Origin of the sequence: Brachybacterium sp. sponge, assembly GCF_001613775.1 — a bacterium.
In the GTDB taxonomy this organism is placed as follows: Bacteria; Actinomycetota; Actinomycetes; order Actinomycetales; family Dermabacteraceae; genus Brachybacterium; species Brachybacterium conglomeratum.
Map to the genome: position 1 here is coordinate 722,882 of NZ_LRMP01000002.1, position 23,784 is coordinate 746,665.

The 23,784-nt window shown below is 73.6% G+C and carries 23 protein-coding genes; 22 read left to right on the plus strand and 1 reads right to left on the minus strand.

Annotated elements, in window-relative coordinates:
• Window positions 1–85: 85 nt before the first annotated feature.
• The 20 genes from A4A78_RS11290 (at window position 86) to A4A78_RS11385 (ending at window position 21,938) form a co-directional block, all read left to right on the plus strand.
• Window positions 86–493 (plus strand): DUF3040 domain-containing protein, encoded by a 408-nt coding sequence (locus tag A4A78_RS11290; RefSeq protein WP_062949256.1) that lies wholly within the window; start codon window positions 86–88, stop codon window positions 491–493.
• Window positions 494–1,222: 729 nt separating this feature from the next.
• On the plus strand, window positions 1,223–1,654 hold the full coding sequence (mraZ, locus tag A4A78_RS11295) for a division/cell wall cluster transcriptional repressor MraZ (RefSeq protein ID WP_010551419.1): 432 nt from the start codon (window positions 1,223–1,225) through the stop codon (window positions 1,652–1,654).
• Between the two features lie 186 nt (window positions 1,655–1,840).
• Window positions 1,841–2,839: a 16S rRNA (cytosine(1402)-N(4))-methyltransferase RsmH gene (gene rsmH / locus A4A78_RS11300; protein WP_062949258.1), complete on the plus strand. Its 999-nt coding sequence runs from the start codon at window positions 1,841–1,843 to the stop codon at window positions 2,837–2,839.
• 1 nt (window position 2,840) lies between these two features.
• Window positions 2,841–3,359, plus strand: a complete 519-nt coding sequence (locus A4A78_RS11305; RefSeq protein ID WP_062949260.1) for a hypothetical protein — start codon at window positions 2,841–2,843, stop codon at window positions 3,357–3,359.
• Window positions 3,360–3,467: 108 nt separating this feature from the next.
• The gene (locus A4A78_RS11310; protein ID WP_062949262.1) at window positions 3,468–5,186 is read left to right on the plus strand and encodes a penicillin-binding protein 2; all 1,719 of its coding nucleotides are present in this window, start codon (window positions 3,468–3,470) and stop codon (window positions 5,184–5,186) included.
• 8 nt (window positions 5,187–5,194) lie between these two features.
• The gene (locus tag A4A78_RS11315; RefSeq protein WP_062949264.1) at window positions 5,195–6,787 is read left to right on the plus strand and encodes a UDP-N-acetylmuramoyl-L-alanyl-D-glutamate--2,6-diaminopimelate ligase; all 1,593 of its coding nucleotides are present in this window, start codon (window positions 5,195–5,197) and stop codon (window positions 6,785–6,787) included.
• Between the two features lie 2 nt (window positions 6,788–6,789).
• Entirely contained in the window at window positions 6,790–8,253 is a 1,464-nt protein-coding gene (gene murF / locus A4A78_RS11320; protein ID WP_062949266.1) for a UDP-N-acetylmuramoyl-tripeptide--D-alanyl-D-alanine ligase, read from the plus strand.
• The gene (mraY, locus tag A4A78_RS11325; RefSeq protein WP_062949268.1) at window positions 8,250–9,350 is read left to right on the plus strand and encodes a phospho-N-acetylmuramoyl-pentapeptide-transferase; all 1,101 of its coding nucleotides are present in this window, start codon (window positions 8,250–8,252) and stop codon (window positions 9,348–9,350) included. The genes murF and mraY overlap by 4 nt, the downstream gene beginning before the upstream one ends.
• The gene (gene murD, locus A4A78_RS11330) at window positions 9,347–10,864 is read left to right on the plus strand and encodes a UDP-N-acetylmuramoyl-L-alanine--D-glutamate ligase (protein WP_062949270.1); all 1,518 of its coding nucleotides are present in this window, start codon (window positions 9,347–9,349) and stop codon (window positions 10,862–10,864) included. The genes mraY and murD overlap by 4 nt, the downstream gene beginning before the upstream one ends.
• On the plus strand, window positions 10,861–12,333 hold the full coding sequence (gene ftsW / locus A4A78_RS11335) for a putative lipid II flippase FtsW (protein WP_062949272.1): 1,473 nt from the start codon (window positions 10,861–10,863) through the stop codon (window positions 12,331–12,333). Before murD ends, ftsW begins: the two co-directional genes overlap by 4 nt.
• Entirely contained in the window at window positions 12,330–13,418 is a 1,089-nt protein-coding gene (gene murG / locus A4A78_RS11340) for an undecaprenyldiphospho-muramoylpentapeptide beta-N-acetylglucosaminyltransferase (RefSeq protein WP_062949274.1), read from the plus strand. The genes ftsW and murG overlap by 4 nt, the downstream gene beginning before the upstream one ends.
• Window positions 13,419–13,453: 35 nt before the next feature.
• A complete protein-coding gene (murC, locus tag A4A78_RS11345; RefSeq protein ID WP_062949276.1) occupies window positions 13,454–14,962 on the plus strand; it encodes a UDP-N-acetylmuramate--L-alanine ligase in 1,509 nt (502 codons plus the stop codon).
• A complete protein-coding gene (locus tag A4A78_RS11350) occupies window positions 14,962–16,131 on the plus strand; it encodes a cell division protein FtsQ/DivIB (RefSeq protein WP_062949278.1) in 1,170 nt (389 codons plus the stop codon). Before murC ends, A4A78_RS11350 begins: the two co-directional genes overlap by 1 nt.
• A gap of 296 nt (window positions 16,132–16,427) precedes the next feature.
• Window positions 16,428–17,759, plus strand: coding sequence for a cell division protein FtsZ (gene ftsZ / locus A4A78_RS11355; protein WP_053916213.1), 1,332 nt, complete (start codon window positions 16,428–16,430; stop codon window positions 17,757–17,759).
• A complete protein-coding gene (gene pgeF, locus A4A78_RS11360; RefSeq protein ID WP_062949280.1) occupies window positions 17,756–18,526 on the plus strand; it encodes a peptidoglycan editing factor PgeF in 771 nt (256 codons plus the stop codon). Before ftsZ ends, pgeF begins: the two co-directional genes overlap by 4 nt.
• Before the next feature lie 222 nt (window positions 18,527–18,748).
• The gene (locus A4A78_RS11365) at window positions 18,749–19,234 is read left to right on the plus strand and encodes a cell division protein SepF (protein ID WP_010551432.1); all 486 of its coding nucleotides are present in this window, start codon (window positions 18,749–18,751) and stop codon (window positions 19,232–19,234) included.
• 7 nt (window positions 19,235–19,241) lie between these two features.
• On the plus strand, window positions 19,242–19,532 hold the full coding sequence (locus tag A4A78_RS11370) for a YggT family protein (RefSeq protein ID WP_062949282.1): 291 nt from the start codon (window positions 19,242–19,244) through the stop codon (window positions 19,530–19,532).
• Window positions 19,533–19,660: 128 nt separating this feature from the next.
• On the plus strand, window positions 19,661–20,353 hold the full coding sequence (locus A4A78_RS11375) for a DivIVA domain-containing protein (RefSeq protein ID WP_062949284.1): 693 nt from the start codon (window positions 19,661–19,663) through the stop codon (window positions 20,351–20,353).
• Window positions 20,350–21,015, plus strand: coding sequence for a signal peptidase II (gene lspA / locus A4A78_RS11380; RefSeq protein WP_062949286.1), 666 nt, complete (start codon window positions 20,350–20,352; stop codon window positions 21,013–21,015). The genes A4A78_RS11375 and lspA overlap by 4 nt, the downstream gene beginning before the upstream one ends.
• Complete coding sequence (locus A4A78_RS11385) at window positions 21,012–21,938, plus strand: RluA family pseudouridine synthase (RefSeq protein WP_062949288.1); 927 nt, start codon at window positions 21,012–21,014, stop codon at window positions 21,936–21,938. Before lspA ends, A4A78_RS11385 begins: the two co-directional genes overlap by 4 nt.
• Here the strand turns inward: A4A78_RS11385 and A4A78_RS17805 are convergent.
• Entirely contained in the window at window positions 21,925–22,086 is a 162-nt protein-coding gene (locus A4A78_RS17805) for a hypothetical protein (RefSeq protein WP_156488609.1), read from the minus strand. The genes A4A78_RS11385 and A4A78_RS17805 overlap by 14 nt on opposite strands.
• Window positions 22,087–22,118: 32 nt before the next feature.
• On the opposite strand from A4A78_RS17805, the gene A4A78_RS11390 reads away from it, so the two are divergent.
• A complete protein-coding gene (locus tag A4A78_RS11390) occupies window positions 22,119–22,853 on the plus strand; it encodes a hypothetical protein (protein ID WP_062949290.1) in 735 nt (244 codons plus the stop codon).
• Between the two features lie 67 nt (window positions 22,854–22,920).
• The gene (locus A4A78_RS11395; protein WP_062949292.1) at window positions 22,921–23,772 is read left to right on the plus strand and encodes a hypothetical protein; all 852 of its coding nucleotides are present in this window, start codon (window positions 22,921–22,923) and stop codon (window positions 23,770–23,772) included.
• Window positions 23,773–23,784: the final 12 nt, after the last annotated feature.

Below are 23,784 nucleotides of genomic sequence, written 5' to 3' on the forward strand. Positions count from 1 at the left end.
GATGAACCGCCGACGGGGCTGTTGGCCTCCGGCGGGTGCACCGGGCGCCGCAGGGCGCGAGAGGACGGGGACAAGGAGCGGGACCATGCCGCTGTCTGAACACGAGCAGAAGATGCTCGACGAGATGGAGCGTCAGCTCTTCGCCGACGATCCGCGCCTCGCACGTGCCTTCGCGCCCAAGGCGCCGCCGCGACGCAACGGTCGCCGCATCCTGATCGGCCTCGGAGCCGTCGTGCTGGGCCTCGCCCTGCTCGTCCTGGCCGTGGCCCTTCCCGCGATCTGGCTCGGCGTGATCGCCTTCATCGGCATGGTGGCCGGTGCGGTCTACGCCATCACCGGCCCCAGCGGCACCTCCTCCGGCACCGGCGGCTCGGGAGGCGGTCCCGGCGGCGGTCAGGGGCCGACGGCCCCCGGCACCGGCGACGGCGGCAGCTTCATGCGCAAGATGGAGGAGCGCTGGGAGAAGCGCGCGGGGGACGACCCGCGCCTCTGACCGTCCGGCTCCCGGCCGCTGTCGCCCCGCCCCTCCGCACCGTCCTGCGGCGCCCCACGGCCCGTCCCTGACCCCCCGAAGCCCCGGCTCCTCGAGCCGGGGCTTCGTCGTTCCCGGGGCCGGCACTACCTCCGCCGCCGCTCCCTCGACCGCGCGGAAGGTCTCCACCTCGCTCCACCGCCCTGTCAGAAGGCGCCTCGGCCCGGCCGTCCGGTCGGTCCCCACCGCGCTCCACCGCGCTGCCACGGCACGCCCCGACCGTCCGCCCGGTCGGTCCCCACCGCGCTCCACCGCGCTGTCGCGGGGCGACCCGGCCCGGCCGTCCGGCCGGTCCCCACCCTGCTCCCCGGGGCTCCCGCGGCCCCGTCCCCACCCCGCTCCCGGCGACTCCCCACATCGCTCCACCGGTGTCCTCCACCTCCCTCCACCCCGGGCCCCGGGGCACCCGACGCGGAGGCTCCGGCCCGCTGACCTCGGCAGATGTCGTGGAGCGGTGGGGGAGGGGTGCGCTGTCAGTTGGGATCCGGCGCCCCGCAGCGCCCTCGCACCACGCCCGGACGCGAGATTCCCCCCACCTCGCTCCACCCTCCTGACCTGCAGTGACCCAACACTCAAGCCCCGATTTCCCCGTTCCTGTGGCCATGGGTGGGGAGTAGTGGGGTAAAGTGGAGCGCGTTGGGAGGGGATGGAGATCTGATCGCGAGTCACGGCGACTGAAGGAGGCTGCGGATGTTCCTCGGCACCTTCACGCCCAAGCTCGACGAGAAGAGCCGACTGATCTTCCCGGCCAAGTTCCGCGACGAGCTCGCCTCGGGACTGGTCATGACTCGTGGACAGGAGCACTGCATCGCCGTGTACCCGCTCATGGAGTTCCGCCAGAAGCTCGAGGAGGCCCGTCGGGCGCCCACGACCGACCGACGCACCCGCGACTACCTGCGAGTGCTGATGTCCGGTGCGGAGGACGTCATCCCGGACAAGCAGGGCCGCATCACCATCCCGAGCCATCTGCGCACCTACGCGGGGCTGGATCGGGAGTGCGCCGTCATCGGCGCGCTCGACCGGCTCGAGATCTGGTCGCTCCCGGCCTGGGAGACCTACCTCGAGCAGAAGGAGGAGGGCTTCGCCGAGACCTCCGAGGAGGTGATCCCCGGCCTGTTCTGAGCCCGGCCACGAGGACATCCGTCCTGTGAGACCTCTCGTCGTTCCCGCCCCGACGCAACTTCCCCGGTGGCGGGTCGGGAACGACGGGGAATCTGACAGGACGGCAGCGCCCAGGGGGCGCCGGACGGCATCCGGACCGAGACCGCAGCACATCGCACGAGAGCACGACCCGAGGGGAGGGGCGAGATGGACGACACCGCGCACGGCGACCTGCCGGCCGAGCAGAGGCACCTTCCGGTCCTGCTCGAGACCTCGGTCCAGCTGCTCGCCCCGGCGCTGCAGGAGCCCGGATCGGTCCACATCGACGCGACCCTCGGCATGGGCGGCCACGCCGCCGCCGTGCTGCACGCCGCGCCGAGGGCCCGGCTGGTCGGCATCGATCGCGACCCGCAGGCGCTCGCGCTGGCCCGGGAGCGCCTGGACCGCGAGGGCGTCGGCGAGCGCGCCACCCTCGTCCACGCCACCTACGACGAGATCCCCGAGGTGCTCGCCGAGCTCGACCTGCCCGGCGCCCACGGCGTGATGATGGACCTGGGGCTCTCCAGCTTCCAGATCGACACCGCGGAGCGTGGCTTCTCCTACTCCGTCGACGCGCCGCTGGACATGCGCATGGACGCCACCTCCGACGGACACACCGCCGCGGACCTGCTGCGCGAGCTGCCCGAGGCCGAGATCGCCCGCATCCTCCACGACCTCGGCGACGAGCGCTTCGCCCGCCGGATCGCCCGCCGCATCGTCGAGCAGCGCGAGACCGCCCCGCTGGCCCGCTCCGGCGAGCTCGTCGAGCTGCTGGAGAAGGCGATCCCCGCTGCCTCGAAGGCCAGCGGAGGCCACCCTGCCAAGCGCACCTTCCAGGCCCTGCGCATCGCCGTCAACGAGGAGCTCGAGATCCTCGCCTCCGCGATCGAGGCGGCGCTGGACTGCCTCCACGTCGGCGGCCGCATCGTCGTGGAGTCCTACCACTCCGGCGAGGACCGTCTCGTCAAGACGGCCTTCACCCGCCGCACCCGCTCCTCGGCCCCGCCCGGACTCCCGGTCGAGCTCGAGGAGCACAAGCCCACCTTCACCCCGCTCGTCCGCGGCGCGCTCCAGGCCGACGAGGACGAACGGAATGGCAATACCCGTGCCGCGTCCGTCCGACTGCGAGCATTGACCCGTACCCGTTCCGCCGAGAGAGCACACTGAGATGGCCAGCACGTCCGCCGTTCATGCGCCCGCGATCCGCCCTGCTCGCGGAGCGCGCACCGCCCAGACCGCCCGGCCCCGCCTCACCGTCGTCTCCACGCCGAAGACGGGCGGCAGCTCGATGCCGTTCACGCTGCTGTGCACGCTCATCGTCACCGCGACCCTCGCCGCGCTGCTGTTCATGAACATCCAGATGTCCGACGCGAGCTACGAGATCACCCGGCTCCAGGGCCAGTCGCAGCGGCTGACCGAGGAGAGCCAGGGCCTCCAGGAGACCAACGAGCGCCTCGGCACCCCGCAGGAGCTCGAGCGCCAGGCGCGCGAGATCGGGATGGTCCCGGTGTCGGATCCGGCATATATCGACCTCGACACGGGCCAGATCATCGGCGAGACGGCCCCGGCGGAGCAGACTGGGGGGACGCCGGAGCTGGCGGACGTGCCCGCCGAGGTGGCGGTCCCGCCGGCGCAGATCTACGACGAGCCCACCGAATACCACGGCATGGGCAACGAAGGGGCCTGACACATGTCGCCATCGCGCAGGAACGGCCGGTCCAGCACCTCCCGCTCCGCGGGAGGTGCTGGTCGTCCACGCCCCGCAGGCGGCGCGATCCGGCTCCCGCGGGCCCGCGTGGGGGACCCCTCCACCCGCCATCGCCTCCTGATCAGCCTGGTCCTGGTCGCCGTGCTCGCCCTCTCCGGCCGCCTGGTCTGGGTGCAGGGCCTGGACGCGAGCGCCCGGGCCGAGGAGGCGATCGCCCAGCGCACCGTCACCCGGTCGATCCCCGCGCTGCGCGGCGACATCACCGACCGCGACGGCACCGTGCTGGCCAGCTCCGTGCAGCGCTATGACCTCTGGGTCAACCAGACCCAGGTCGACGACTACCTCGCGAACTCGAAGACCGCCGAGGTCACCGGCGTGGAGGCCGCTGCGCAGGAGCTCGCGCCGGTGCTCGGCTGGAGCGTGAGCGAGACCGAGGAGGCGCTGACCGGCGAGGCCGGCTTCGCGTACCTCCGCAAGAACGTGGAGCCCGCCGTGCGTGACGCCGCGATCGCGCTGGGCATCCCCGGCATCGGTGCGGACCCGGTCGCCGACCGGATCTACCCCGCCGGCTCCGTGGCGGGCAACGTGCTCGGCTTCGTCGGCGCCGACGGCACGGCCCTGGCCGGCACCGAGCTCTCCTTCGACGACGAGCTCGCCGGCACCGACGGCAAGACCACCTACGAGCGCGGCGCCCAGGGGCAGATCATCCCCACCGGCAAGCAGGAGACGACCCCCGCCGTCGACGGCAGCGACGTGGTGCTCACCATCGATCGCGACCTCCAGTGGAAGGCGCAGCAGGTCATCGCCAGCTCCGTCGAGCAGTGGGGCGCCACCGGGGGCAGCGCCGTGGCCTACAACGCTCGCACCGGCGAGGTGCTGGCCCTGGCGGAGTCCCCGACCTACGACCCGAACTCGCCGGGCGACGCCGATGCCGAGGACCTCGGCAACCGCGCGATCTCGAGCGTCTTCGAACCGGGCTCCACCGGCAAGCTCTTCACCATCGCCGCCGCGATCGAGGAGGGCACCGTCACGCCCGAGACCCAGTACGAGATCCCCTACGAGAAGTACTTCGAGGGCGAGCGCATCAAGGACTCCCACCAGCACCCCGACCAGCGCCTCACCCTCGCCGGGGTGCTGAAGAACAGCTCCAACGTCGGCACCGTGCAGATCTCCGAGACGCTCACCCCCGAGGTGCGCCACGACTACCTCCTCGCCTTCGGGCTGGGGGAGAAGACCGGCGTGGAGCTGCCCGGCGAGTCCGCCGGCATCGTCCACCCCGCCTCCGACTGGACCGGCCGCACCCGCTACACCACCTCCTTCGGCCAGGGCTACAGCGTCAACGCCCTCCAGATGGTCTCCGCCGTCGGCACCTTCGCCAACGACGGCGTGCGCGTCCAGCCCTCGCTGATCTCCGGCGTCAAGGAGGCCGACGGCTCCGTGCGCCCCCTCGGCGAGCCCGAGAGCACACGCGTCGTCTCGAGCGAGACCGCTGCCACCATGCAGGCGCTGATGGACAACGCCGTGGACGACGAGACCTCGAGCGCCGCGGTGAGCGGCTACGCGGTCGCCGGCAAGACCGGCACCGCCCAGGTCCCGGACGGCACCTACACCGCCTCCTTCATCGGCTTCGCCCCCGCGGACGACCCCGAGATCGTCATCGGCGTCTTCCTCTTCGGCCTGAACACCTTCATCTCGGGCTCCAAGGCCGCCGCCCCCGCCTTCTCCGAGCTGACGACCTTCACGCTCCAGAACCAGGGCATCGCCCCGACGGGCGTGCCCGCCCGTCAGCTCGAGAACGAGTGGTGAGGACACCCATGAGCGAGACCCCTGTGCCCCAGCACGAGCCTGCACGCCCGCGCCGCGCCCGCGGCGCGAGCGTCGCCGAGCTCGCCTCCGCCCTGGGCGCCGCGCCGCACGACCCCGATGATGACGCCCTGCGCCTGACCGGCGTCACCCTCGACTCCCGCTCCGTGGAGCCCGGCGACCTGTGGTGCGCGCTGCCCGGCCATGTCACCCACGGTGCCCGGTTCGCCGCCCAGGCCGTCGAACGCGGCGCCGCCCTCGCCCTGACCGACGAGGACGGCAGCGCGCTCTGCGCCGAGGCGGGCCTGCCCGCCCTCGTCGTCCCCGACCCCCGCGCCGCCACCGCGACCGCCGCCGCCCTGGTCCAGGGCCGGCCCGCGGAGCGCCTCGCGACCGTCGGCGTGACCGGCACCAACGGCAAGACCTCGATCACCACCGCGATCACCCGCACCCTGCTCGCCCTCGGCGTCCCCGCCGGGGTGATCGGCACCAGCGGCACCAGCTACCGCGACGCCCGCGGCGCGGACCACACGGTCGCGACCGTGCGCACCACCCCCGAGGCGCCCGAGCTGCACGGCATCCTCGCCCGCATGGCCGAGGACGAGGTCGCCGTCGCGTCGATGGAGGTCTCCAGCCACGCGCTCGTCCTCCACCGCGCCGACGAGGTGGTCTTCGACGTCGCCTGCTTCACCAACCTCACCCAGGACCACCTCGACTTCCACGGCTCGATGGAGGAGTACTACCGGGCCAAGCGACTGCTGTTCACCCCCGAGCACGCCCGTCGCGGGATCGTCTGCGTGGACGACGAGTGGGGCCGCCGCCTCGCCCGCGAGGCGACGATCCCCGTCATCACCTACGCGACCCTGCCCGGCGTCGAGGCGGACCATCGCGCCGTCGCCGCGCACTCCGAGGGCTACGGCAGCACCGTCACCGTGCACGGCCCCGACGGGGAGCGCACCCTGCACGCCGCGCTGCCCGGCCGTCACTACGTCGCCAACACCCTCGCCGCCGAGCTGCTGCTCGCCGCGATCGGGCACTCCGGCCCGGAGGTCGTGGAGGCCCTCGCGACCGAGGGCACCGTCCCCGGCCGGATGGAGCTGGTCGCCGGCGACGGGGTGCGCGGGATCGTGGACTACTCCCACACCTCCGACGCCCTCGAGCAGGCGCTGACCACCCTGCGCGCCGTGCCCGGCACGCGCCGCCTCGTGGTCGTCATGGGAGCCGGCGGGGACCGCGACCGCACCAAGCGGCCCCGGATGGGCGAGGTCGCCGCCCGCCTGGCCGACGTGGTCATCGTCACGGACGACAACCCCCGCACGGAGGACCCCGCGAGCATCCGCGCCGAGGTCCTCGCCGGCATCCCCGAGGGCACGAAAGCGCAGGTCCACGAGGTGGACGGGCGAGGCGCCGCGATCGAGCTGGCCGCCTCCCTGGCCGACGTGTCCGACACCATCCTGGTGGCGGGCAAGGGAGCCGAGACGGGCCAGCAGATCGGGGGTATCGTCCATCCGTTCGACGACCGCCTCCGGCTGCGCGACGCGCTGCACACGGCACGGTCGACGCCCCGACGGGTCGATGCCGACGACATGGACGAAGGACGCTGAGCATGCTCCAGATCACGACACGGGAGATCGCCGAGATCACCGGCGGGACCCTCGTGGGCGGCGCGACCGGTGACGAGACCGTCACCGGCACCGCACGCATCGACTCCCGCGAGGCGGCCCCCGGCGACCTGTTCGCCGCCTTCCCCGGCGAGCACGCCGACGGCCACGACTACCTCGAGGCCGCCCGCACCGCCGGCGCCGCCGCCGCGCTCGTCACCGAGGACCGCGGCGTGCCCGCCGTCCAGGTCACCGACGTGCGCACCGCCCTGTCCGCCCTCGCCCGCGCCCAGCTCGAGCTCGCCCGCACCGAGAACCCCGACCTCGTCGTCCTCGCCGTCACCGGCAGCGCCGGCAAGACCGGCACCAAGGACCTGCTCGGCACGATCCTCACCCCCGCCGGGGAGACCATCGCCCCCGCCGGCACGTTCAACAACGAGCTCGGCCTGCCGCTAACCGTGCTGCGCCTGACCGCGTCCACCCGCTTCCTCGTGCTGGAGATGGGGGCCCGCGGCATCGGCCACATCGCCCAGCTCACCGCCATCGCCCGCCCCGACATCTCCCTCGTCCTGAACGTCGGCTCCGCCCATCTCGGCGAGTTCGGCAGCGTCGAGGCGATCGCGACGGCCAAGGGCGAGCTGGTCGAGGCGCTCGCCCCCGGAGGCCGCGCGATCCTGAACGCCGAGGACCGCCTCGTCGCCGGGATGGCCGAGCGCTCCGCCGCCCCGGTCCTCACCTGGGGCTTCCACGAGGGGACGGTGCGCGGCGCCGACCTCACCCTCGACGACCGTGCCCGCGTCGGCTTCGACCTCGTCGTGCCCGACGGGCTCACCGCCCTCGACGGCACCCCGATCCCCTCCGGCACCTTCCCCGTCCGCCCCGACCTGCTCGGCGAGCACCAGGCCGCGAATGTGCTGGCGGCCCTGACCGGGGCGCTGGCCGCGGGCGTCGACCCCGCGGCGGCGGCCGCCTCGCTCGAGGGGGCGACGCTCGCCTCCGGCCACCGCATGGAGGTCCTCGAGGCGGGCGGCGCGCTCGTCATCAACGACGCCTACAACGCCAACCCCGACTCGATGCGCCACGCGCTGAAGACCCTCGCGCACCTCGGCCGCACTCGCCGCACCATCGCCGTGCTCGGCGAGATGCTCGAGCTCGGCCCGGACGCGGCACTGCTGCACGACGAGATCGGCCGCCTCGCGGTGCGGCTGAACATCTCCCAGCTCTACGTCGTCGGCGACGGCGCCGCACCGATCCATCACGGGGCGAGCCTCGAGGGCAGCTTCGGCGGCGAGTCCGAGTACGTCGACACCGTGGACGAGGCGCTCGCTGTGCTGGAACGGACCGTGCGTCCCGGTGACGCGGTGCTGCTGAAGTCCTCGCGCGACGCGGGCCTGCGCTGGCTCGCCCAGCCGCTCGTGGAGGCGCTCGACCGGCCCGCCGGGACCGACCAGACGGGAGACGATGCATGATCGCGATCATCATCGCGGGGGCGCTCGCCCTGGCCATGTCCATCTTCGGGACGCCGCTGTTCATCAAGGTGCTCGAGCGCCGCGGCTACGGACAGTTCGTCCGCGACGACGGCCCCACCTCCCACGCGACCAAGCGCGGCACGCCCACCATGGGCGGCGTCGCGATCATCCTCGCGGTGGTCCTGGCCTACTTCCTCACCCACCTCGTGCTGTGGACCTCGCCGAGCGTCTCCGTGGTGCTGGTGCTCTTCCTGATGGTGGGCCTCGGCGTCGTCGGCTTCCTCGACGACTACCTCAAGATCTCCCAGCAGGACTCCACGGGCCTGCGCCCCCGCTACAAGCTGGTGGGCCAGTTCCTCGTCGCGACCGGCTTCGCCGTGATGGCGCTGCTGTTCCCCGACGAGAACGGCAACGCTCCCGCCTCCACGCACATCTCCTTCGTCCGCGACATCCCCTGGCTCGACCTCGCCTTCCTCGGCTCGGTCGTCGGCTTCCTGCTGTTCGCGATCTGGGCGAACTTCTTGGTCGCCGCCTGGTCCAACGGCGTGAACCTCACCGACGGCCTCGACGGCCTCGCCAGCGGCGCGACCATCCTGTTCACCGCCGCCTACCTGATCATCAGCTTCTGGCAGTGGCGGCAGGTGTGCAGCGTCGACCTCGACGCCGGCGGACTGGTGCACTGCTACGACACCCGCGACCCGCTGGACATCGCGGTGCTGTGCGCGGCGATCATCGGCGCCTGCGTCGGCTTCCTGTGGTGGAACACCTCGCCCGCGAAGATCTTCATGGGCGACACCGGCTCCCTCGCCCTCGGCGGCGCGATCGCCGGCCTGACCATCGTCACCCGCACCGAGATCCTCGGCGCGATCATCGGCGGCCTCTTCGTGGTCATCTCCCTGTCCGTGATCATCCAAGTGACGAGCTTCAAGCTGACCGGCAAGCGCGTGTTCAGGATGGCGCCCCTGCAGCACCACTTCGAGCTCAAGGGCTGGAACGAGGTCACCATCGTGGTCCGCTTCTGGATCGTCGCCGGGATCCTCGCCGGCGTGGGCCTGGGCCTGTTCTACCTCGACGCCCTGCCGAGGCTCGCCTCATGACCGCCCCGGCGGGCGGCGCCCCCTCCCTCCCCGCCGAGGAGCGTCCCTGGCCGGGGATGGACGTGGCCGGGCTGCGGATCCTCGTCACCGGCTTCGGCGTCTCCGGGTACGCGATCGCCGACCAGACCATGCAGCGCGGCGCCCGCGTGCTCGTCGTCGACGGGGCGGACACCCCCGAGATCCGCGAGCGCGCCCGGATCCTCGAGGTGCTCGGGGTGGAGTTCCGCCTCGGCACCGAGCACACCCGCGCCCTGCCCGAGGACCGGGGGATCGACCTCGTGGTCACCTCGCCCGGCTGGCGCCCCGACCAGCCCCTGCTCGCCGCCGCGGCCGCCCGCGGCATCCCCGTGTGGAGCGAGGTCGAGCTCGCCCGCCGCATGCAGCCCGCCGACGGCCCCGCCTGGCTCGGCATCACCGGCACCAACGGCAAGACCACGACCGTCACCATGCTCGAGTCGATCCTGCGCGCCGCGGGCCTGCGCGCCGTCGCCTGCGGGAACGTGGGCCTGCCCGTGATCGAGGCGGCCCTGGACCCCGAGGGCTTCGACGTGCTCGCGCTGGAGCTGTCCAGCTTCCAGCTGCACTGGACCGAGCACCTGGACTGCGAGGCCGCGGTGGTGCTGAACGTGAGCGCCGACCACCTCGACTGGCACGGCGGCGCCGAGGAGTACGCCCGCGCCAAGGGACGCATCTTCGATCGCGTCCGCACCGCCTGCGTCTACAACACCGCCGATGAGACCACCCTGCACCTGGTCGAGGAGGCGGACGTCGTCGAGGGCGCCCGCGCCGTCGGCATCTCGCTGGGCGCCCCGGGCCTGTCCGAGCTCGGGATCATCGACGGCATCCTCGTCGACCGCGCCTTCCACCCCGAGCGCCGCAGCTCCGCCGCCGAGCTCGCCACCCTCGCCGATCTCGCCCACCTGGGCCCCCAGGGCGCCGGCCCCCACGTGCTCCTGGACGCCCTCGCCGCGGCCGCGCTCGCCCGCGCGCACGGCGTCCCGGCCCATGCCGTCCGCGACGGCCTGCGCGCCTACCGCATGGGCGCCCACCGCGCCCAGCACCTCGCCACCGTCGACGGCATCGGCTTCGTCGACGACACCAAGGCCACCAACCCCGCCGCCGCCGCGGCCTCCCTCCAGGCGGCCGAGCGCGTGGTCTGGATCGCCGGCGGCGACGTCAAGGGCGCCGATCTCGGCCCGCTCGTCGCCGCCGCCGCGAACCGCCTGGTCGGCGTCGTGCTGCTGGGCCTGGACCCCGCGCCCTTCACCGAGGCGCTCAGCCGACACGCCCCCGAGGTCCCCGTCCGGCGCATCGATCCGGGCGAGACTGACGACGTCGCCGCGCGCACCCGGCTGATGGAGGACGCGGTGCAGGCCGCCCGCTCCCTCGCCGCCGCAGGGGACGTGGTGCTGCTGGCCCCGGCCGCCGCCTCCATCGACCAGTTCCGTGACTACGCGGAACGGGGGGATCTGTTCGCCGCGGCCGTGACCCGACTGCCAGGAGAGCACGCATGACGATGGAGGACACCCGGCGCGACGCACGTCGCAGCACCGACTCCCGCCCGTCCGGCTCCGGCACCCGGCCCGCGGACCGCTCCACCTCCGTCGTCCGCCCCGACGAGGACCAGCCCCTGGGGAACATCTCCGGTCGCGTCCGCGAGGGCGTCGGCAGCTGGCTGCGCTCCCCGGCGCTGGACTTCTACGGCCTGATCGTCGTCGGCGCGATGCTGGTCGGCATCGGCCTGGTGATGGTGCTGTCCTCCTCCGCGGTCCTGAACATCTCCCGCGGCAACTCCGGATACGCCGGTCTGGTCCGCCAGGGGACCTTCGCCGGGATGGGGCTCGTGCTGCTGATCATCGCCGCGGTGCTGCCGCCGGGCTTCTACCGGCGCGCCGCCTGGCCGCTGCTGGGCCTCGGGCTCCTGCTGCAGTGCCTGGTCTTCGTCCCCGGCCTCGGCGTCGCGGTGGACGGCAACCAGAACTGGATCATGATCGGCGGTCAGACGCTGCAGCCCTCCGAGTTCCTCAAGCTCGCCCTCGCCGTGTGGCTCGGGGCGCTGCTGTCGGTGAAACGACCGCTGCTCCACCGCCCTGCGCATCTGCTGTTCCCGCTGGTGCCCGGCGCTCTCCTGGCACTCGGTCTCGTGATGCTCGGGCATGACCTCGGGACCATGATGATCATGGCCATGCTGGTCGCCGGAGCGATGTGGGTGGCCGGCATCCCGCGTCGGTGGTTCGCCCTCGCCGGCGCCGCAGGGGTCATCGGGATCATCTTCCTCACCGTCACCAGCGCCAACCGCATGGCTCGCATCACGAACTGGATCCACGGGATCTGCGAGGGCGACTCCTGCTATCAGTCGGACCAGGGCCTGATGGGCCTGGCCGAGGGCGGCTGGTGGGGCGTCGGTCTCGGGGAGTCGCGGCAGAAGTGGGGACGTCTGCCCGCGGCCCAGGACGACTACATCTTCGCGATCATCGGCGAGGAGCTCGGCCTGATCGGCACCCTCGGCGTGCTCGCGCTGTTCACCGCGCTGGCGCTGATCATGTTCCGCATGATCACCCGGCTCGAGGATCACTTCATGCAGATCACCGTCGCCGGCATCAGCGCCTGGCTGCTCGGCCAGGCCGTCGTGAACATGATGGTGGTCACCGGGCTGCTGCCCGTGATCGGCGTGCCCCTGCCGTTCATCTCCTCGGGCGGCTCGGCCCTGCTCGCCTCGATGACCGCGCTCGGACTGCTGCTCTCCTTCGCCCGGCGCGAGCCCGGCGCGCAGGAGGCGATCAGCGCCCGCTTCGGGGCGGTGCGCCGCTCCGTCAGCGTCCAGCCCGCCCCGCGCGACAGCGCCCCTGCCGCCCACCCCGCGAAGGCCGGACGCCGCGGGAAGGCCGGTCGTGCTGCGAAGGCCGGGCGCTCCTCGCGCTCGGGACGCTCCGCCTCGCGCCGCCGCCGCGGCGCCTCCAGCCCCTCCCGGAGGACCCGATGACCCCCACCCCGCCCCGCATCCTCCTGGCCGGCGGCGGCAGCGCCGGACACGTCTCCCCGCTGCTGGCCACCGCCGCGCAGATCCGCCGCCGCAGCCCCGAGTCCGAGATCATCGTGCTCGGCACCGCCCAGGGGCTCGAGACGGACCTCGTCCCCGCCGCCGGGCTCGAGCTCGTCACCATCGAGAAGGTCCCCTTCCCGCGCCGCCCGAACGGGGCCGCGCTGCGCTTCCCCGGTCGCTTCGCCGGCACGCTGAAGGCCGTACGCTCCCTCCTGCGCGAGCGACGGATCGACGTGGTCGCCGGCTACGGCGGCTACGTCTGCCCGCCCGCCTATCTCGCCGCGGCCGCCCAGCGCCTGCCCGTCGTGATCCACGAGGCGAACCGTCGCCCGGGGCTCGCGAACCGCCTCGGCGCCCGCCGCGCCGCCGCCGTGCTCACCGCCTTCGACGGCTCCACCCTCCCCGGCGCCCGCCGCATCGGCATGCCCATGCGCGAGGGGATCGCCCATCTCGACCGCGCCGCCCGCCGGGCGGAGGCCGTCGCCGGCTACGGGCTGGACCCGTCCCGCCCCGTGCTACTGGCCACCGGCGGGTCCCTCGGTGCCCAGCGTCTGAACGCCGCCGTCGGCGAGGCCGCCGAGGCCTTCACCGCCGCCGGCGCGCAGATCCTCCACATCACCGGCCGCGGCAAGGCCGACGGCCTCGTCGAGCACGAGAGCTACCGGGTGCTGGAATACGTCTCCGCCATGGAGGACGCCTACGCGGCCTCCGACCTCGCCCTCACCCGCTCGGGCGCCGGCACCGTCAGCGAGCTGACGGCCGTCGGCCTGCCCGCGGTGCTGGTCCCGCTCCCGATCGGCAATGGCGAGCAGGCGCTGAACGGCGAGGAGGTCGTCGCCGCCGGCGGCGCGCTGATGGTCCCCGACGCCGAGCTCGACGCGCAGCACCTGCGTGACCAGGTGCTGCCTCTCCTGCTGGACGACCAGCGGCGCGGCGCGATGGCCGAGGCCGCGCGCGCCTTCGGCATCACGGACGCGGCCGAGGTGATGGCCGACGTCGTGATCGGCGTCGCACGCCGAGCCTGACCCGGCAGCGCCGAGCGCCCGGATACCGTGACCCCATGACTCCCGCCTCCTCTCACGGCCCCGCACCCCGCACGATCCTGCGCCCCGGCGACGTGATCACCCGGCCGGACTGGCCGGCGGGGAAGAGCATCCGCTCGGTGCACGTGGTGCGGATCGGCGGCGCCGGCATGAGCGCCGTCGCCCGCCTCGCCCTCGAGGCCGGGCTCGCCGTGAGCGGCTCGGACTCCCAGGACGGCCAGTTCATCGCCCCGCTGCGCGAGGCCGGCGCCCGGATCGGGATCGGATTCGACGCCGCGCTGCTCGCCGAGGACTGCGACCTCGTCATCGTCTCGACCGCCGTGCGCGCCGACAACCCCGAGGTCGCCGCCGCCCACCAGCGCGGGATCCCCGTCATCCACCGCGCCGCGGCGCTGGCGGGCCTGCTCGGGGAGCGGGACCTGATCGCCGTCGCCGGCACCCATGGCAAGACCACCACCACCGGCATGGCCGTCGCCGCCCTGCGCGGCGCCGGGCAGGACCCGGCCTGGGCGCTCGGCGCGGCCGTGCCGGACCTCGGCCGCAACGCCGGCTTCGGGGAGCAGCCCGGCGGCAGCGGCCCGGACAGCCCCGCCGTCGTGGAGGCCGACGAGTCCGACGGCTCCTTCCTCGCCTTCGCCCCGCGCTCGATCGTCGTCACCAACCTCGAGCCCGACCACCTCGACTTCCACGGCGACGCCGAGACCCTGACCGCCGCCTTCGACGCGCTCGTGGACCGGCTCCTGCCCGGCGGCACCCTCGTCGTCTGCGAGGACGACCCCGGCGCCGCCGCCCTCGGCGAGAGGGCCCGGGCCCGCGGCGTCGCCGTCCAGGGCTACGGCACCGCAGAGGGCACCGCGTGGACGCTGCGCGCCGAGCGCAGCGGGGCCCGCGGCGCCGAGGTCGAGATCGAGGGCCCCGCCGGCCCGCTGACGCTGTCCCTCGCCGTCACCGGCCACCACAACGTCCTCAACGCCGTCGGCGCCCTCGCTGCGACCGCCGCCGCGGACCCGTCCCTGGACCCCGCCCGCCTCGCCGCGGGCCTGGGCACCTTCACCGGCGCCTCCCGCCGCTTCGACGTGGCGGGCACCGCCGGGGGAGTGACCGTCGTGGACGACTACGCCCACCACCCCCGCGAGGTCGCCGCGACCCTGGACGCCGCCCGCGGGATCGTCGAGGCGCAGGAGACTCCGGGCCGCGTCCTCGCCGTCTTCCAGCCCCACCTCTTCTCCCGCACCCGCGACTTCGCCGCGGACTTCGCCGCCGCGCTCGAGGCCGCGGACCTCGCCTGGGTGATGCCCGTCTACGCCGCCCGCGAGGACCCCGACCCCGCCACCACCGCCCGGACCATCACCGCCCACGCGGGCGAGGCAGTGGTGCCCCTCGACGCCGACGTGCAGGTCCTCGACCTGGTCCCGGCCGCGGCCCGCCCCGGCGACCTGCTGCTGATGCTGGGCGCCGGAGACATCGTCGAGACGACCCCGGCGCTGCTCGCCGCGCTCGAGGCGGACCCCCGGGACCGCGCCTGATGGCACGCCGCCCCACCACTCCCAGGCCGCGCCCCGGCACGGTCCGTCCGACGCCGCCCGCGGAGCGCCCCGAGCAGTCCGCCGAACGGCGCCCCGCCCGCGAGGCCCGTCCTCGCCCCACGGAAGGGACCGGCTCCGCCGGGGGCCCGTCGCGGACCGCACGGTCGGGCCGCACCCCGCAGTCGGGCCGCACCCCGATCTCGGGCCGCGCCGCGCAGCCGGGCCGCGCCGCGCCGACCGGCCGGAGCGCCGCTCCGGCGCCGTCGGCCCGCAGCGCTCACTTGGCCCCCTCGGCCCACTCGGCCGCCACGCCGTCCCCGGCACCGGGCGCATCCCGGGGCAGGGGCCGAAGCCTCGGACGACCCGCCGTCGCGCCCGAGGCGCCGCTCGCCCCGCCCCGCAACCAGGAGGAGGAGCCGGGCGGCGGCCGCGTCGTCCAGGCCGCGGACCGCTTCCGCGAGCTCGTCGCGGGACGCCCGTGGCGCCGTCGTCGGCGCGCGATCATCGCCGGCACCCTCGTGACCCTGCTCGTGCTCGTCGCCGCCCTCGCCACCGCCGTGATGCTCCCTGCCCTGCAGGTCCGCGACATCACCGTCGAGGGGACCGGGTACGTCGCCGAGGAGGACGTGCGCGAGGCCGTCGCCTCCCACGCCGGCGACAGCGTGCTGCTGCTGCCCACCCACGAGATCGCCGACCGGGCCGCCGAGGTGCCGGGCGTCGCCTCCGCCGAGGTCGACCGGGCCTGGCCCGACGGCATGACCGTCACCGTCACCGAGGCCGCCCCGGTCGCGCAGCTCACCCGCGCCGACGGCAGCACCGCCGTGGTCGACGCCGCGGGGGAGGAGCTCCCGGCCGCGGCCGCCGAGGGCGCGACCCTGGTGCCGATGACCGTCCAGGGCGGCGCCGCCGACCCCGAGGGCGCGGCCGCGACCATGAGCGAGGTGCTCGCCTCCCTGCCCGATCCGCTGCGCGGCGCTGTCCGGGAGGTCTCCGCCTCCAGCACCAGCGACGTCACCCTCGTCCTCACCCTCGAGGACGGCGGCACCAAGACGGTCGTCTGGGGCGACGCGCACGATGCGGACCTCAAGGCCGAAGTGGTGCAGGCGCTGCTGGGCCGGCCCGGAACGACCATCGACGTCTCCTCCCCGGTCGCACCCGTCACCCGCTGACCTCCTCCGCCGCGACGCCGGCCCCCGTGCGCCGGGAGCGGGGCGGGACGGGCGGGCGGACGCCGCGCAGTCCGACGGATCGGGCGGACCGGACGGTGACATTGGCCCGGCTCGCGCCCGACACGCGCCCTCGGTGTTTGCGTGCGCGTGCACTCCTCCTTAGCGTCGAGGGAAAGGAGAGGCGCCCCGAAGTCCGAACCTCAAGTAGAGGTCCAGGGTTGAGGAGCGGTCGCGACCAGGCGCGATCCAGGCCCTTCTCCAGGAAGACCTACAAGAGCCAAGAGCAAGGACCAAACGTGGCCGGAACCCAGATCTCCCTCGCAGTCATCAAGGTCGTCGGCGTCGGCGGCGGAGGTGTCAACGCCGTCAACCGCATGATCGAGTCCGGGCTCAAGGGCGTGGAGTTCATCGCGATCAACACCGACGCCCAGGCGCTCCTCATGTCCGACGCCGACGTCAAGCTCGACGTCGGCAAGGAGATCACCCGTGGTCTCGGCGCCGGCGCCGACCCCGAGGTGGGCAAGAAGGCCGCCGAGGACCACGCCGAGGAGATCGAGGAGGTCCTGCGCGGGGCCGACATGGTCTTCGTGACCGCCGGCGAGGGCGGCGGCACCGGCACGGGCGGCGCGCCCGTCGTCGCGAAGATCGCCCGCAGCCTCGGCGCGCTGACCATCGGCGTGGTCACCCGCCCCTTCACCTTCGAGGGCCGCCGCCGCTCGACCCAGGCCGAGTCCGGCATCGCCGCGCTCCAGGCCGAGGTCGACACCCTCATCGTGATCCCCAACGACCGCCTGCTCTCCATCGCGGACAAGCAGGTCTCGATGCTCGACGCCTTCAAGAGCGCGGACCAGGTCCTGCTCTCCGGCGTCCAGGGCATCACGGACCTGATCACCACCCCGGGCCTGATCAACCTCGACTTCGCGGACGTGAAGTCCGTGATGCAGGGAGCGGGCAGCGCCCTGATGGGCATCGGCTCCGCCCGCGGCGACGACCGCGCGTTGCAGGCCGCGGAGCTCGCGGTCTCCAGCCCGCTGCTCGAGGCCTCGATCGACGGCGCCTACGGCGTGCTGCTCTCCATCCAGGGCGGCAGCGACCTGGGCCTGTACGAGGTCTCCGAGGCCGCGCGCCTGGTCCAGGAGGCCGCGCACCCGGATGCGAACATCATCTTCGGCTCCGTCATCGACGACGCCCTCGGCGACGAGGTGCGCGTGACCGTGATCGCCGCGGGCTTCGAGGGCGGCGGTCCCCAGCCGCGCCAGGACCTCACCCCGCAGCAGCGCCCCGCCGCCCGCACCGAGCAGCCCGCCCAGCGCCCCGCGGTGCAGCAGCGTCCCGCCGTCCAGCAGCGACCCGCCTCCTCCGAGCAGCGCCCCGGCCAGGGCACCGGCGCGACCGCCGCCTCCCCGGGCGCCTGGGGCCTGCCGCAGCAGGCCTTCTCCCCGTCGCGGCCCAGCGCCCCCGAGCCCGAGACCGAGGCGCTGGACGCCGCGGACGTCGAGGACGCGGGCCAGCAGCAGAACGTCGCCCCGCAGCCGGCGCCCCGGGCCCCCGAGCCCACCCGCCCGCCGCACATCGAGGAGCCCCCGGCGGACGACGACGACCTCGACCTGCCGTCCTTCCTGAAGTGACGAGCCCCCTCAGCGCACGGGCCCCGCGGATCCGCGGGGCCCGTGCCCTGTTCACGGGCCGTGCCGGAGGGGTCAGCACGGGCGAGCACGCCGGCCTCAACCTCGCCCGCCACGTCGGCGACGACGCACAGGCCGTCGAGGAGAACCGGGCTCGGGTGGCCGCGGAGATCGGCGCCCCGCTGGTCTTCGTCGAGCAGGTCCACTCCTCCGACGTGCACGTGCTGCCCGCGCAGGACCCCGGACCCGGACACGGCACAGGGCCCGCGGGGGAGCCGGGACCCGTCGTGCGCGCCGACGCGATCGTCACCGACCGCACCGACGTGGCGCTCGCGATCATGGTCGCCGACTGCCTGCCCGTGCTTCTCTCCGACCCGGTCGCCGGGGTCGTCGCCGTCGCCCATGCCGGCCGCCGCGGCCTGCTGGACGGCGTGCTCGAGGCGACCCTCTCGGAGATGGCCGCCCTCGGTGCCCGCCCCGCGGACGTGACCGCGAGCATCGGCCCGTCGATCTGCGGTGCCTGCTACGAGGTGCCGGAGCAGATGCGCGAGGACGCCGCCGCCCTCCTGCCCGTGACCGCCTCGAGGACGAGCTGGGGGACCCCGGCGCTGGACCTGCGAGCGGGAGCGGTCTCGGTGCTGCAGGACGCGGGCGTCCCCGCCGAGGCGATCGACGCCGAGCACCCCTGCACCCTCGAGGACGAGCGCTTCTTCTCCTACCGCCGCAGCGCCGCCACCGGCCGCTTCGCCGGAGTGCTGCGCAGGGGCTGAGCCGGGCCCGGGCGATCCCTGCCGGGCGTCGCCGCCGCGCCCGGGACCCGGGCGGCTCCCACGTCACGACGTGCACGTCACGCCGCGACACGCGCACGACACGCCGACGACGTCCCTGTCGTGTCGAATCGCCTGCTGTACTTTCGAGTCAACGGGCTCCCGCGCACTCCCCGTGCTTCCCTGGGGCCCAGGTCAGCGCGAACAACGACTGGGAGAACTGCGATGGGAACCTGGCGCAACGCCATGGTCGCACTCGGCCTCGCCAACGAGGTCGACGACGAGTACTACGAGGACGAGCGGTACCGCGAGGAGCAGCCTGCTCCGTCCCGCCGCACCGAGCGGGCGCCCGAGCCCACCATCGAACGGGAGGCCCAGGTGACCCCGATCCGTCAGCACTCCAACGTGGTCGCGATGGCCCCGGCAGTGGAGGAGTCGATGCAGCGCATCACCACGATCCATCCGCGGTCCTACAACGACGCCAAGGCGATCGGCGAGTCCTTCCGCGACGGCGTGCCGGTGATCATGAACCTCTCGGACATGCAGGACGGCGACGCCAAGCGCATGGTCGACTTCTCCGCCGGCCTCGTCTTCGGCCTGCGAGGCACCATCGAGCGCGTCACCTCCAAGGTGTTCCTGCTGTCGCCGGAGTTCGTCCAGGTCGACGGGGACTCCTCGGCCGACGAGGGCAGCTTCTACAACCAGAGCTGATTCTTCTATGCAGCTCGTCGCCGGGATCCTCTATCTCGCAGTCCTGCTCTATCTGCTCCTGCTCCTGGCGCGCCTGGTGCTCGAGTGGATCCAGGGCTACGCCCGCGAGTTCCGCCCCTCGGGACTGGTGCTGGTGCTCTTCGAGGTGGTCTTCACGCTGACGGACCCCCCGGTCAAGCTGCTGCGCCGTCTGATTCCCCCGGTGCGGCTCGGCGCGGTGAGCCTGGACCTGTCCCTGATGATCCTCCTGATCGTGGGTTGGATCGTGCTGCGCGTCCTCGCAGGCCTCGCGGTCTGATCACGGCCCGGCGATGTGAGGTGCGCGATTCTCCCGGCCCCGATGCAGGGGTCAGCCGCCGATCCGATAGGCTGTCCGCACCGCGCCTCACCGCGCAAACCGACTCACGAATGACGAAAAGGTGACCCATGGCTCTGATGCCCGAAGACCTGATGAATCAGCGGTTCACCCCGGTTCGGTTCTCCGAGGGTTACGACATGGACGAGGTCGACAACTTCCTCGACAACGAGGTCGAACCCCGCCTGAAGGAACTGATCTCCGAGAACGAGCGCCTGAAGAAGGAGCTCGAGGAGGCGCACAACCGCATCGCTGAGCTCGAGTCCGGTGCTCCTGCCGCGGCCGCCGCCCCGGCCGTCGAGGCCGAGGACCAGGACGAGGAGACCCTCGTCTCCGAGGTGCCCGGCGCCGCCGCTGCCGACGAGACCGCCCCGCAGGCCGTCGTCGCCGACGAGGAGCCCGCGGCCGTCGCCGAGGAGCCCGTCCCCGCCTCGGCGCAAACCCCGGACCAGTCCGCCGCCGGCATCATCGCCCTGGCCAACCGCCTGCACGACGAGCACGTCAAGAACGGCGAGGACGAGCGCGACCGCCTCATCACCGAGGCGAACGAGGAGCACAAGCGCATCGTCGGCGAGGCCGAGGAGAAGTCCCGCACCACGCTGGCCGAGCTCGAGACGAAGAAGGCCGAGCTCGACAAGACCATCGAGGGCCTGCGCAACTTCGAGCGCGACTACCGCAACCGTCTGCGCAACTACCTGGAGAACCAGCTGCGCGAGCTCGACACGAGCGAGACGCAGGACAAGCAGGCGAACTTCGGTCTGTGAGCACTCCTGACCCCACGTCGACGAGCGCCGGCCCGCAGTGGTCCGGCGCTCGTCGCCGTCTGAGCCGCCCCGCCGTCCTCGCCGTCGTCGGCCTGCTCGCGGTCGTGCTCCTGGTCGCGGATCAGGTGACGAAGAACTGGGCGGTGGCGACCCTCCCCGAGCTCGACCCCCAGCCCTTCCTCGGCGAGGTGCTGCAGCTGACCCTGCTGTACAACACCGGCGCGGCCTGGGGGATGGGCGCGGAGATCACCCCGGTGGTCACCTGCCTGCAGATCGCGATCGTGATCGGCGTGATCGTCTTCGCGGTCCGCTCGGTCCGCTCGCCCTGGTACGCGCTGGCCCTCGGTCTGATCATGGGCGGCGCGCTCGGCAACATCCACGACCGCCTGCTGCGGGCCCCCGGCCCCTTCCACGGCGCGGTCGTCGACTTCCTCGAGCTGCCGAACTGGCCCGTCTTCAACGTCGCCGACATGGCTGTGGTGGGCGGGGCGATCCTGGTGATCGCGCTCGGGCTGTTCGGCCTCGACGCCGATCCGGCCCGCGCCGTGCAGGAGCAGGCCGAGGCCGAGCAGGCGCAGACCCGCGCCGAGCAGGAGCAGGCCCGTGCCGCCGAGCCGTCGACGGGAGACCCGGCGGAGGAATCCCCGGAGGCGGAGAAGTGAGCGCCTCCCGCACCCTGATGGTCCCTGACGGCCTCGCCGGGGAGCGCGTGGACGTGGGCATCTCCCGCATGCTGGGCCTGTCCCGCACCCGCGCCGCCGACCTCGTCATGGCCGGGCACGTCCTGGTCGACGGCCAGGTCCCCGCCCGCTCCACCCGTCTCGAGCCCGGAGCGATGGTGGACGTCGAGCTGCCGGACGAGAAGCCGGCCGTCGAGGTCCGGCCCCAGATCGCCGAGGGCATGAGCCTGATCCACCAGGACGACGACATCGTCGTGATCGACAAGCCCGTGGGCGTCGCGGCGCATCCGAGCGCCGGCTGGTCCGGGCCGACGGTGCTGGGCCATCTCGCCGCCGCCGGCGTCTCGATCCGCACCAGCGGCGACCCCGAGCGGCAGGGGATCGTCTCCCGTCTGGACGTCGGGACCAGCGGGCTCATGGTCGTCGCCCGCACCGAGCGCTCCTACACCACTCTGAAGGACGCCTTCCGCGCCCGCGAGGTGGGGAAGGTGTACCACGCGGTGTGCCAGGGGGCGCCCGATCAGCCCTCCGGCACGATCGACGCGCCCATCGGCCGCTCGCCGAGCCACGACTACAAGTTCGCGGTGCGCGAGGACGGCAAGCACTCGGTCACCCACTACGAGACCCTCGAGGAGCTGCGCGGCGCGACCCTGCTGCGTGTGGGCCTGGAGACCGGCCGCACCCACCAGATCCGCGTGCACATGGCCGCCCTGCGACATCCCCTGGTCGGCGACCCGCTCTACGGCGCGGACCCGACCCTCGCGACGAAGGTGGGCCTGGTGCGGCAGTGGCTGCACGCGATGGAGCTGACCTTCACCCACCCCGTCAGCGGGCGCGAGGTCACCTATGCCTCCACCTACCCGGACGACCTCCAGCAGGCGCTCGAGCGGCTCAGGGAGCGCTGAGCGGCCGCTCCGTCCCGGTGCCGCCCGCGCGGCAGCCTGGCGTCCAGCCCTCGTGGGTGACGGAGACCTCGTCCGCGGCCCAGTCGGCGAACATCTCGGCAACGTCTGTGACCAGAGGCCGCAGCAGGATCGGGGTGTCGGCGTGCATCGGCCCATCCAGTCAGGCGATACCGTCGAGCCATGACCGACGAGCAGACCTCCGGAGCGCTGACCCCCACCCGGGATGCCGCCCTGTCCCGCCCCGACTTCCCCGTCGCCCGCGTCGCGCGCCGCCTGGGCCTCGACCCCGAGGGTGCCGAGCTCGCGCTGCGCGACGACGAGCGGGTTCGCGCCGCACTCGCACGCTCCGTCGAGGAGTTCCTCGCCGCCGATGACGACCGCCGCGCCGGACGTCCCCCTAGCTCCGAGCTCGCCCTGGACCCCGACTTCCCGACCGGCGTGGGCATGGCGCTCGTCGGCGCCGCGGTGCTGTGGGAGGCGCGGGACCTGGTGCCGAAGGTCGCGCTGCGCGTGGCGAAGGACCACTACGAGGACGGGGCCGACGAGCTCGCCGCGAGCTACGTCGCCCTCGTCCAGGAGTCCGTCGAGCCGGGGGAGCGCAGCGACGACGACGCCCTCGCCTGGGCCGCGCAGTCCCTGCTGGTCTCCGTGCTGCAGCGATCCGGGGACCCGGCCCGCGCCGACGAGATCGCCCGTGACCTCGCCGCCCATGCGATCCCGATCGACCTGTGGCGCGACGACGACCCGACCCTGCCGGACGATTCCCTGGCCTGGCACGGCGGCGCCTTCGTCGGCGGGATCCCGCCGCGCCGCGACGAGCGACGCCTCAGCTTCGAGGACGTCTACGACTACATGAACTCGCTCATGGCCGACATGCAGCGCGAGCAGGCGGCGGAGGAGGACGGCCGGGGCTGAGCGGGTCAGCTCTCAGCCGGCCGGCCCCGTCGGCCCGGATGCCGACCCGAGTCCGTACCGTATCCCCATGACGACCGCGGACACGCTCGCGCTGCCCTCCGGGACGGCGGCGGAGGACGACTACCTCGACCTCGTCGAGGAAGTGGGAGACAGGGCCATCGCCCAGCTGCTCGAGGAGTGCCGGGTCGCGGGGCACGGGGTCGAGGAAGACGTGGCTGAGATTCCGGTCGCGGCGGCGCTCGAGGACCTGGCGTCCGCGCTCGCCGATGCCCTGCTCGACGCCGACCTCGGTGCGCCGCGCGGGATCTCCCCGCACTCGCCCCTTCGCGACCACCCCGACTTCCCCGAAGTGCTCGGCCTGCGAGTCCTCGGCGCCCTGCATCTGCACGACGTCCTCGACCGCAGCGCAGCTGCCGCGCTGATGGCTGGGCTGCTCGCGCGTCGGCGGATGCACGACGGGGAGACCGCGGAAGCCCTGGAGCTCGCGGTGCTCGCCGCCTCGCTGGGCAGCACGTCCTCGAGCCCCCACACCGGCCTCTGCCTGGGCGTCCTCGCCGCCGCGCTCCAGCGATGCGGGCACCGTCGCCAGACCTCCGGCATCCACCTCCTGCTGCACATCTCCGGGGTCGAGATCGAGGCGTGGCGGGATCCGGAGAAGTGGGAGACCGGTGCGCCCTGGACCGACGGCGCACGGTTCGAGCAGTGGCCCTCCCTGTCCAGGGGCGCCGAACGGCGGGTGCCGTTGTCGGACGACGATCCCCGTTCTGCCCTCGCCGGGATAGTGGCGAAGGCCGGACGCCTGGAGCGGTTCGGGCTGTTGCGCCACCTGCGCCGCCGGCGGGAGGAGAATCCTCCGCTCGACCTTATGCTCCGCGAGCTCGAGGACCTCGCGATCCAGGAGGAGTGGGAGTACCTCTGAGCCCGCCCCGGG

Excerpts from the sequence above, each read along its gene's own strand:
- rsmH (WP_062949258.1), top strand. The coding sequence starts at position 1,841 with ATGGACGACACCGCGCACGGCGACCTGCCGGCCGAGCAGAGGCACCTT.
- A4A78_RS11350 (WP_062949278.1), top strand. The coding sequence starts at position 14,962 with ATGGCACGCCGCCCCACCACTCCCAGGCCGCGCCCCGGCACGGTCCGT.
- A4A78_RS17805 (WP_156488609.1), bottom strand. The coding sequence starts at position 22,086 with ATGCACGCCGACACCCCGATCCTGCTGCGGCCTCTGGTCACAGACGTT.
- A4A78_RS11305 (WP_062949260.1), top strand. The coding sequence starts at position 2,841 with ATGGCCAGCACGTCCGCCGTTCATGCGCCCGCGATCCGCCCTGCTCGC.
- A4A78_RS11290 (WP_062949256.1), top strand. The coding sequence starts at position 86 with ATGCCGCTGTCTGAACACGAGCAGAAGATGCTCGACGAGATGGAGCGT.
- ftsW (WP_062949272.1), top strand. The coding sequence starts at position 10,861 with ATGACGATGGAGGACACCCGGCGCGACGCACGTCGCAGCACCGACTCC.
- mraY (WP_062949268.1), top strand. The coding sequence starts at position 8,250 with ATGATCGCGATCATCATCGCGGGGGCGCTCGCCCTGGCCATGTCCATC.
- mraZ (WP_010551419.1), top strand. The coding sequence starts at position 1,223 with ATGTTCCTCGGCACCTTCACGCCCAAGCTCGACGAGAAGAGCCGACTG.
- A4A78_RS11365 (WP_010551432.1), top strand. The coding sequence starts at position 18,749 with ATGGGAACCTGGCGCAACGCCATGGTCGCACTCGGCCTCGCCAACGAG.
- A4A78_RS11370 (WP_062949282.1), top strand. The coding sequence starts at position 19,242 with ATGCAGCTCGTCGCCGGGATCCTCTATCTCGCAGTCCTGCTCTATCTG.
- murF (WP_062949266.1), top strand. The coding sequence starts at position 6,790 with ATGCTCCAGATCACGACACGGGAGATCGCCGAGATCACCGGCGGGACC.
- murC (WP_062949276.1), top strand. The coding sequence starts at position 13,454 with ATGACTCCCGCCTCCTCTCACGGCCCCGCACCCCGCACGATCCTGCGC.
- A4A78_RS11375 (WP_062949284.1), top strand. The coding sequence starts at position 19,661 with ATGGCTCTGATGCCCGAAGACCTGATGAATCAGCGGTTCACCCCGGTT.
- murD (WP_062949270.1), top strand. The coding sequence starts at position 9,347 with ATGACCGCCCCGGCGGGCGGCGCCCCCTCCCTCCCCGCCGAGGAGCGT.
- A4A78_RS11390 (WP_062949290.1), top strand. The coding sequence starts at position 22,119 with ATGACCGACGAGCAGACCTCCGGAGCGCTGACCCCCACCCGGGATGCC.
- murG (WP_062949274.1), top strand. The coding sequence starts at position 12,330 with ATGACCCCCACCCCGCCCCGCATCCTCCTGGCCGGCGGCGGCAGCGCC.
- A4A78_RS11315 (WP_062949264.1), top strand. The coding sequence starts at position 5,195 with ATGAGCGAGACCCCTGTGCCCCAGCACGAGCCTGCACGCCCGCGCCGC.
- A4A78_RS11395 (WP_062949292.1), top strand. The coding sequence starts at position 22,921 with ATGACGACCGCGGACACGCTCGCGCTGCCCTCCGGGACGGCGGCGGAG.